Here is an 8893-nt window from a genome sequence, read left to right on the forward strand (position 1 = left end):
CCCTTTTTTAAATTAACGTCACGCGCACGCGGGGGTTACCCTGCACCGCGCTCACGGCGGTGCGGTATTGGGCGCGCCACGTGCTGAGCTGTTCGTCGATTTTATCGGCGGCCGTCTCGCGCGCACCGAATGCGGTGGTGTCCACATCGCGGTACGTGTCAACAAGGTGTGCCTTGGCATACGAATAGACCGCGACGCGAAACCAGTGCACGGCGGCCGTTACGTTATCAATGCTGGTGGCTTCAATGCTGGTGGCGTCGATGCTGCCGTCAATGCTGGATGCGTCGATGCTAGTATGACTGTCGGCAAGCGTCGTCACGCCCCGTGCGGTTTGGGTACGCGCCCAGCTGTCCAGCTCGGCGGTCACGGTAAACAGCGCGGTCATCAGCGCGTCACGCACGCGAGCCGTGGGGTACGTGCTGTCAATGCGGGTAATCGCGCGAAACTGCGCCATGGACACCGCGGGCCACCAGCCAGCCCCTAGGGTTGACGTCAGCGATACCGCGTCATCGACCGTGGGGTCAAGGTTGTCTGTGGTGTCTGTCGCGATAAAGCCTGTCATGTTGGTTGTTTTTGTCTTCGTGGTCGTCTGTGTTAAGTGGCGGTGGGGGCATGTGATGGGTTATCGGATTGTTTACTTCGCAAACCCCATGCCCGCCGCCATGGCGGTAGGCCAAGTCGGTGGTTTTTAGCGACGCGGCAAAAAAAAGACCTTATCGCACCGTGTTCGTTATTCATGTGTTCATGTGTGTCTATTTGTCGGGCTGTCGGCTATCGTCTGCCGCCTTTTTAAGCGCCTTTTTAAGCGCTTTGATTTTGGTCTTGACGCCAATCTTGGGGTTTAGCGCGATGGCGCGCTCGTAATAATCTAGCGCCCCCGACAAGTCATCATCGGACTCGGACAGCCCGCCGCCTGCTTTCATTAGCTTGGCGCTAATCTCATCGTGCATATCAATGCCCGCAATCGCCGTCATGACGCGATCAAATAGCGCCCGCGTCACGGTGCGTGCATCGGGCGCGACCTCGCGGTAACACTCATCAATCGCCGCCTCGGCCAGTTGCTCGGCTAAGAAATCGGCAGGGCGCCTGCGAAAACGCTCGGGCAAAGTCATGTCGGCGGCGGAAATCGCGGAAAATAAGCGCAACGCGGTGTCGTAGTCGCCGATATCAATCGACCAGACAAAGACGTGCGCCACGATGTCGTCTTGGCGGTGTCCGCCATTATTCTCGCCACTATTCTCGCTGCCCCCGTCGCTAGCCATGTCACTTGATAAAATCGCGTCCACGGCCGCGTCGCTCCAATCGCGATACGTCGGTAACAACTCGCGTTTCAGCGCGGTCTTGGCCTCGGTGCCGCGTACATTCGATAGGCGTGCGTTATCCTCGGCAAGCGCCATCAGTAACGTGTCGTAAGCATCCACCGCCGTGTGCCACGAAGTACCACCCGCGCGCGCGGCGCGGTCGGCTTCAGCGTGTTGGGCGGCTAGTATGCGCTCACGATGGCGCCTAAATAAACTCGACATTAGATAAAGCTCACATTCTCGGCAATCCCGCCAAGTCCGTAGTCTTCGATAGCATAAGCGTCGTTAGACGAGGTGTAGGTTTCGAGTCGGTCACGGCGTGGATTATCGGCAAAGTGGCGGCGCTTGCCCCCGTTTTGCGTGTAAATGGATAAGTTCGCCAGCGTCGTTAGCATCATCGTGCCATCAGGAAAGTGCGGCACGTCAATCACTGGCAAGCCATCAATCACGCCTGTTTGGCGAATTTTCGCGAGCGCCAGCGATTCGCTGGGGCTGTGCGCTTGGTTGACCAGTCGCATGGTGTCATCGGCTTGTAAATCGCGCCCCATAATCACGCATAGCCCTGCGGCATTACGGTGCCACACATCCAGTGCGTTGTTGCGAATGTCTAGCGCGAGGGCGTGTAAGTTTTTGTAATCGCCTGTCTCGCCAATCGTAATCGAACCCGCCGCAGCGCCATCTGACATGACTTTATCGGGGGCGTCGTTGCGGTATTTTTGAATCCAGCCTGTGTTGACGTCCTGTAGCAAGGGGTTGGCGACGCGGTCGGTGTTGTTCGCCGCATTCGTGCCGTGAAACCCGATCATAATACGGTCAAGCCCGATGCGCGTGACAATGCTCGCCGTGAGCTTGTCCTCGAAATCGGGGAATTTTGCCCACTGATCAAGTAGCGCATAGCGCACGTGGGTGTCGAAGTTCGTTTGTCGGCAGTAATAGCGCGCCGCGTTTAGTGAGTGCACGTCGCGCGTCTCACGCTCCGCCGACTCGGTGTCGGTACGGCTCGCAATCGTGCTGCCGACCCCAAGACCGATGGTCTCGCCCTCCATCTCGTCGACGCCGAAAATGTTAATCGAGCGCAAAAAGCCGTCGGACTCTTGGATGCGTTTCTCTAACGTTTGCTCGACGCTGGGCGCGGCGATAAATTTGTGCCCGCCCCGCACCGTGTCGATGCTGATGCTGTTGAGGCTGGCTTGGGTCGTAAAGTATTGTTCTAGCTTGTCTCGGGTCTCGTTTTTCATGAATAATATCCTAAATGGCTGAGTCTGTGGGTGTTCGTTGGGTTGTCTGTGGGTGTTCGTAGTGTTCGTTAGCCTTTGTTAGCAGTCGGGTTAGCAATCGGGTTAGCAATCGGCGCGAATAATGTCATCCCCGCCCACGCCTGCGTGCGGTGCGACGTAGTGCATGTCGGTGGATTCGACGGCGGATTTAAACGCGGTGAGTTGGTCGATGGTCGCTTGTGCCGCGGCAAAATCGCGGGTCAGCGTGTCCAGCTGCGCCGATAGCGCGCTGAGTTGGTCGATGGTCGTCTGCGGGGCGAGGTCGTCGCGCTGGTCATCACTGTCAACCGCGGTCGTGAGTGTCTCGCGATCAGCGGGCACGATGTCATCGAGCTGATTATCCGTATCCTCTAGCGCGGCGAGGCGACGCTCGTGCGACAGCACCGTGTCATTCAATAGCTCACTCAGCGTGTCCAGCGCGGCGATGACCGTGGTGTGAAAATCATTGTCGTCATTCATTGGCACAGTGGTATCGGGGGTGGTATCGGGGGTAGTGTCGGGGGCATCGGTGGCAACCGATGCACACAGTGCCGTCTCGATGACCTCCGAGTACACCCTGCCCGCGTTGTTCATGTTGTTGTCGGTGTTGCCGCTATTGCCGTTGTCTTTGCTGTCGACGGCGTGGGCCGTGGCATCACGGGCAGCGCGGGCGCTAAACTTGAGCGGCTCGGTGCCAAGGCTAGCGGGGGAATCGGTAAACGCGAGCCCCGTCAGATAGGCTTTACCCGTTTTGGCAAAGTCGGGGGTGACCTCAATCGAGGTGTAGATTTTTTGATTGTTTTTATTCATTGCGATCAAGTGCTCGTTCGCGATGATGTCGGCGTACAGACACAGCGTGTCGGTGCCGTTGATGGTATCGGTCTGCGTAAACACCGCCTCGACATCGCCGACGGCGGGAAACGGCCCTGCCTCGGTGACGTTACGCAAGTGCTCTATCCAGCACCGCGCCCCATAAGTCGATTGATCATAGGTGTCGGCGATATCGGTCAGCCACTCGGGCTTAATCTCGCGGCCATCGCTGACGGTGTAACCTGCGGCGGCGATGCGTAGCGTTTTTTTCTTCATATTTTTTGGCTCCTATCGGCGGGGCGGTCAAAAGTGCGCCCCGCGCGGGTGTCTCGGTGTCGGTGTCGGTGTGTTTTAGTGTTTCGTCATCGCCTTGTCGTGCCTTTAAGGTAGCTTTTTTGTCGCAAAACTCAATTATTGCGTGTCAAGATAAGCGCTTAACTTGACACCTCGCCGTGTGAAGTCAATCGTTGATGCCTAAAATACGAAGCATGAGCCAGCGTAAAAACCACCCAGCACCCAAAATAACCGAAGACGACCGACGGCTAAAAGCCAAAGTGTTGTACTTTAGCGGGCATCGCATCCCGCAAATTGCCGAAGCCATCAATACGCCAGAGTCCACCGTGCGCTACTGGCACAGCACCGATAAATGGGATAAGTTTGGGCAGGCCGAGCGCGTCAACGATGCCCTCGGGGCGCGGCTGTGTCTGCTGATCGCCAAAGACCCCAAGGAGGGTCGCGATTTTAAAGAAATCGACCTACTCACCCGCCAACTCGCGCGCGTCGAGCGCGTGCGCGCCACCCCGACCGCACCGCGAAAAGGCGAAAAACGTGGCGGCGACCGCACCAACAAAAATTACCTATCGCCCGCGGCGATTGAACAAATCCAAACCGCCTTTATGGATAACCTGTTTGATTACCAGCAACTGTGGTACGACAACCGCCACCAGCGCAACCGCCAAATCCTCAAGTCACGGCAAATCGGCGCGACGTATTACTTTGCCCGCGAGGCACTGGTCGATGCGCTGACCAGTGGACACAATAAGATATTTTTGTCCGCATCCAAATCGCAAGCCTACGTGTTTCGCGAGTACATCAAAGCACTTGCCATGGAAGCCGCCGAGGTCGAGCTAACGGGTGACCCCATGACGATTCGCACCGACGACCACGAATGCACGTTTTATTTTTTAGGCACCAACAGTAAAACGGCGCAGAGCTACCACGGTGACATCTTTATGGACGAGTATTTTTGGATTAACAACTTTGACGAGTTTAAAAAGGTGGCCTCTGCCATGTCATCGCACAAACAATGGAAGCGCACCTATTTCAGCACGCCATCAGCGGTCGCCCACGAAGCGTATCCATTTTGGACAGGGGTCGCGTACAACCGCGGGCGCAAAAAAACCGAGCATATCCATATCGATACCCGCGCGAAAACACTGGCGAGCGGAAAATTGTGCGCCGATAACGTGTGGCGGCATCTGGTCACCGTCGAAGCCGCCGCCGATCTCGGGTGTCATCTGTTTGACCTCGGACAGCTTAAATCCGAATACGCGCCCGACGAATACGCTCAGTTATTTATGTGTGAGTTTGTTGATGATCACGACAGTGTGTTTAGCTTTGGCGAGTTAAACCGATGTTTAGTCGAGACGCGCCGCCTATGGCCCGATGTCAAGCCCTTTGCCAATCGCCCCGTGGGTGATGATGCCGTCGCCATCGGCATTGACCCCGCCAAGTCGCGCGATGGCTGCGCGGTGTCGGTGATTGCTTTACCCAAAGTCACGGGCGGGAAATTTCGCTTAGTCGAGCGCCTGACCCTGCGTGAGCCCTTAAGCGAAGCCCAAGCCGCCGCCATTGCCAAGCTCTGCGACAAATACGAAGTCGCGCACATGGAAATCGACGAAACGGGCATGGGGATAGCGCTGGCCGAGCGCCTGGCGAAAATCTACCCGCGCCTGCGCCGCGTGAGCTATAACCTAGAGACCAAAAATGCACTCGTCGTCAAGGCCATTGAAATCATCCGAAGCGGACGCCTAGAAGTCGACGAAGCCGCGCGCGAATGGGTGGGAGCGTTTCTCGCGATTAAAAAAACCCAGACCGCCTCGGGCAAATACCTAACGTACAAATCCGACCGCCGCGAAGATATCGGCCACGCCGACATCGCCTGGGCGACCATGCACGCCCTTGCCGTCGAGCGCATTGGATTTGACAACGGCGGGGCATCACCCGCGCGCGCGGTGGTGTTTTGATTAGGGCGTTTTAATTTTAAAAAAAACAGGATAACAAGATGAGATTAATTGATTATTTTAGAAAAAAAGAAACCGCGAAACCTAATGTTATGACCGCCGACAGGGGGGGCAGTGGCAGTGGGCTTGGCAGTAGCTTTGGCAGTAGCTTTAGCATCGACGATGCCGTGACGGCGATTGATAAAAAAGAAATATTCGAGCACTACTGGCGCGGCGATAATGATAAATACTATCTGCCCCCGCTGGACTGGGATGCCATCGCCAAATCGTATCACGCCAATCCGTTTCACACCTCAGCCATACAAGCCAAGCGCAACATCTTAATCAGTACTTTTGTCGAGCATCCAAAACTCACACGCACCGAGTTTGAAAAACTGGTCACCGATTATCTCATATTTGGCAACGACTACCTGCGCGCCGTGCAAAACCGCGCAGGCCACGTGATGCGCTACGAAGCGCTCAAAGCACGCTGGATGCGCGTCGGCAAAAAAAACGACTATTATTATCTGCGCAACCGCGAGGCGGAAAAGCTAAAAGGCGACATCACGCACCACAAAAACCACGACATCAACCAAGACATCTACGGCGTGCCCGAGTACATGGCAGGCATGAATAGCGCGTGGCTGGGCGAGGCAGCGACCCTATTTCGGCGCAAGTACTATAAAAACGGGTCGCACGCGGGCTACATATTACACATCACCGAAAACCTAAGCGACCAAGTCATCGCCAGCATCGAGAGCCAGCTAGCCGCGAGCAAAGGCGTGGGGAATTTTAAAAACCTCATGGTGCATAACCCCGAGGGCAAAAAAGACGGCATCGAATTAATCCCCATCGCCGAAGTCCAAGCGCGCGATGAGTTTTATAACATCAAAACACTCACCCGCGATGACATCCTCGCCACGCACCGCGTCCCGCCGCAGCTCATGTCGGTCATCCCGACCAACACGGCGGGCTTTGGCGACGTCGAAAAAGCATCAAAAGTATTTGTTATCAACGAACTTATTCCACTGCAACAGCGGCTTAAAACGATTAACGAGATGGTCGGCGAGACGATTATCGCGTTTGGCGATTATGAATTGATTGGTGAATCAGTCTGAAGCAGTGTAAAGCAGTGTGAAATCAGTGCAACAGGCGATGGCTAGAAAAAATCCAGCACTTAACGGTGCGGGGTTTGCCTGCGGCGTTTAGAGCGAAATCGCTACACACGGGTTTTTGCTGCAAAAAACGCGGTGAGAATGGTAAATAGCGAATTAACGCCTTGTGGCTTGGCATGTCAATTTCATGCTGTTGCGCGGCGGCGATTGCTTCGTTAAGATTGATTGCATAGTAGTCACCGTTTGTGCTGTGATCAAGGACGACCCCCAGCGCAGCTAGTGCGCTAATCGCCTGGTGAAATCGACTGTCTATCTCAGCTGCCTTTTGGCGAACGGCAGGCGCAACGCCGCCCCACTCAAAATCAACCAGTGGCGCGATGGATAAGCCCAATGCCTGCGATACCGATTCCAGTGATTGATAAATGGCAGTGCGCAATTGTTGGCAATCGGCTTTGCCCAACTCCTTGATCAATTTTAGGCGTAATTCGTGCAGGCGAATCCCCTCTGTCATCGACGGCAATCCATAACCGCCTGTTTTACGGATGGTCGGGAGGACTTCTGATGTTACCCATTTTCTGAATTTTATTGCTTCTTTCTTTCTGCTTTTTAATACCAATGCGTACATTCCTGATTCATTGACAATATTAGTCCTTCCTTGACGACCTAGCGAAACGCTAGACCGTTCTTCGGGCAACACATGCTTATTTAAGGCATCAGAAATGTTCGCATAGCCTAGTGAATCGCCTATGTCTTTAGCAATAAACCACGCGGTGTTTTCTATGCTAAGTGTGCGTATTAGGTGTTTATTAAAATCAAATGATTGGATGTTAGTCATTGCCTACTCCTGTTAGTTGTTGTGTCTTGGATTGGGTTTCGAGGCGCTTTAATCGGACGATGACCCGACGCAGTTGATTGTTAGCCGAATCAAGGACTAGCGCGGTGCGCGCAGGGTCAAGGTCGTCGGCGCAAGCAAATAACGCCGATAGCTCTTCGTATAGCTTTAGTGTGTTAATCAGTCCGTGATAGTCGGTTAATGTTTCTTGGAAATCGCTATTGAAATTTGTCTGTGTCATTGTGTTCACCTGTATAGTTTTCAGAATGCCACACAAATGAGGGTGGCGGACTCACTGACAGCTACAGGAACTGTGGGTACGCCTTACGGTTAGCACTCCTCATCCGCCATGAAAAACTTGTGAAAATAACAAAGAATCAATTTGTTAGCAATAAAAAAACGCCAGTCTTTCGGGGGCGGTTGACCGCCTGTAGTTTGTTCAGACTTTCTATACTACACAGATTGTGCGGGAAAAGCAAGGGGTGCTAATTTAGCCCCCTACACCCTCGCGCAAGGCAGCGGACAAAGCGTACAGGAGCTGCTCATCAAAAACTACTAACCAGTCAGCAAATAAAAACGCAAGCGCCACCGCACGCGGGGGTGTTTGCTGTTTTTTTTTTCCGTCGAAAACCGCGCTCTTGCCTCCCCCGCGCCCGCGCAGAAAAAGGGTCATTTCCGCAAAGCAAAAAAAATAAAAGGAAGTAAATAGCTGCAATAGATGCGGACTGAATATATCTGTATAAAAAGAAAGCAATTTAATCCGAAAATAAGCAATTTTTAGGCGTTAACAGAAAATCTATTTCAGGTGGCATAGTCGGAAAAAGGTAATTTCGGTAAGACATATCGCAAAAACCATTATTTAACCAATAAAATCAGAATTTTAATGTAATACCAAAAAGGTAATTTTTAGGTAATATTAGGTAATATTTAGGTAATGGAAAAATTAGAGTATTGATTTATAAGAAATAAAAAAAACAAAAATATTACTCTTATAAAAGGTAATTTATTACCTTTTCATTACCTTTTTTTATTCCGTTTTTCTCTTCTAAATCAACGACTCTTACCTTTATTACCGAAATTACCTTTTTCCGACTATGCCACCAAAAATAAACAATTAACTGCTGATGAAAAGGGGTACATATTCGGGGGTATAAGTTTAAAAATCAATAATTATTATTTAAAATCATATTATTATGCTTTGAATTCAAATCCCTCTTTCTCCGCCATTTCAATATTTCATAGCACTTCAGAAAACCTCAAAACTCTTTACTAGCAAGGGATTAGTCTAAAATCTTTGTTCCATAAGCTATCATAATAAACTATAAAATCTCACCTTTATGGTAACATAGGAAGTAAC

General features: G+C 52.4%; 9 protein-coding genes. 3 read left to right on the plus strand and 6 right to left on the minus strand.

The features are described from left to right. Positions 1-7: 7 nt before the first annotated feature. Positions 8-454 carry a head completion/stabilization protein gene (locus GCU85_RS09275; protein WP_218110649.1) on the minus strand — a complete coding sequence of 149 codons (447 nt, stop codon included), beginning with the start codon at positions 452-454 and terminating at the stop codon, positions 8-10. On the opposite strand from GCU85_RS09275, the gene GCU85_RS10065 reads away from it, so the two are divergent. Further along, on the plus strand, positions 453-692 hold the full coding sequence (locus GCU85_RS10065; RefSeq protein ID WP_218110650.1) for a hypothetical protein: 240 nt from the start codon (positions 453-455) through the stop codon (positions 690-692). The genes GCU85_RS09275 and GCU85_RS10065 overlap by 2 nt on opposite strands. A gap of 60 nt (positions 693-752) precedes the next feature. On the opposite strand, the gene gpM is transcribed toward GCU85_RS10065, so the two are convergent. The 3 genes from gpM to GCU85_RS09290 form a co-directional block, all read right to left on the minus strand. Then, complete coding sequence (gene gpM, locus GCU85_RS09280; RefSeq protein WP_152810904.1) at positions 753-1523, minus strand: phage terminase small subunit; 771 nt, start codon at positions 1521-1523, stop codon at positions 753-755. After that, the gene (locus tag GCU85_RS09285; RefSeq protein WP_152810905.1) at positions 1523-2539 is read right to left on the minus strand and encodes a phage major capsid protein, P2 family; all 1017 of its coding nucleotides are present in this window, start codon (positions 2537-2539) and stop codon (positions 1523-1525) included. The genes gpM and GCU85_RS09285 overlap by 1 nt, the downstream gene beginning before the upstream one ends. A gap of 102 nt (positions 2540-2641) precedes the next feature. Continuing rightward, on the minus strand, positions 2642-3643 hold the full coding sequence (locus tag GCU85_RS09290; RefSeq protein WP_152810906.1) for a GPO family capsid scaffolding protein: 1002 nt from the start codon (positions 3641-3643) through the stop codon (positions 2642-2644). 194 nt (positions 3644-3837) lie between these two features. Here GCU85_RS09290 and GCU85_RS09295 point away from each other — a divergent pair, with 194 nt between their 5' ends. Further along, positions 3838-5613, plus strand: a complete 1776-nt coding sequence (locus GCU85_RS09295; RefSeq protein WP_218110651.1) for a terminase large subunit domain-containing protein — start codon at positions 3838-3840, stop codon at positions 5611-5613. Between the two features lie 38 nt (positions 5614-5651). Next, a complete protein-coding gene (locus GCU85_RS09300) occupies positions 5652-6707 on the plus strand; it encodes a phage portal protein (protein ID WP_218110652.1) in 1056 nt (351 codons plus the stop codon). Positions 6708-6729: 22 nt separating this feature from the next. Here GCU85_RS09300 and GCU85_RS09305 read toward each other — a convergent pair whose 3' ends face one another. Continuing rightward, complete coding sequence (locus GCU85_RS09305) at positions 6730-7539, minus strand: BRO-N domain-containing protein (RefSeq protein WP_152810907.1); 810 nt, start codon at positions 7537-7539, stop codon at positions 6730-6732. After that, entirely contained in the window at positions 7532-7777 is a 246-nt protein-coding gene (locus GCU85_RS09310) for a hypothetical protein (protein ID WP_152810908.1), read from the minus strand. Before GCU85_RS09310 ends, GCU85_RS09305 begins: the two co-directional genes overlap by 8 nt. Positions 7778-8893 lie beyond the last annotated feature (1116 nt).

This window comes from Ostreibacterium oceani (genome assembly GCF_009362845.1).
GTDB classification, from domain to species: domain Bacteria; phylum Pseudomonadota; class Gammaproteobacteria; order Cardiobacteriales; family Ostreibacteriaceae; genus Ostreibacterium; species Ostreibacterium oceani.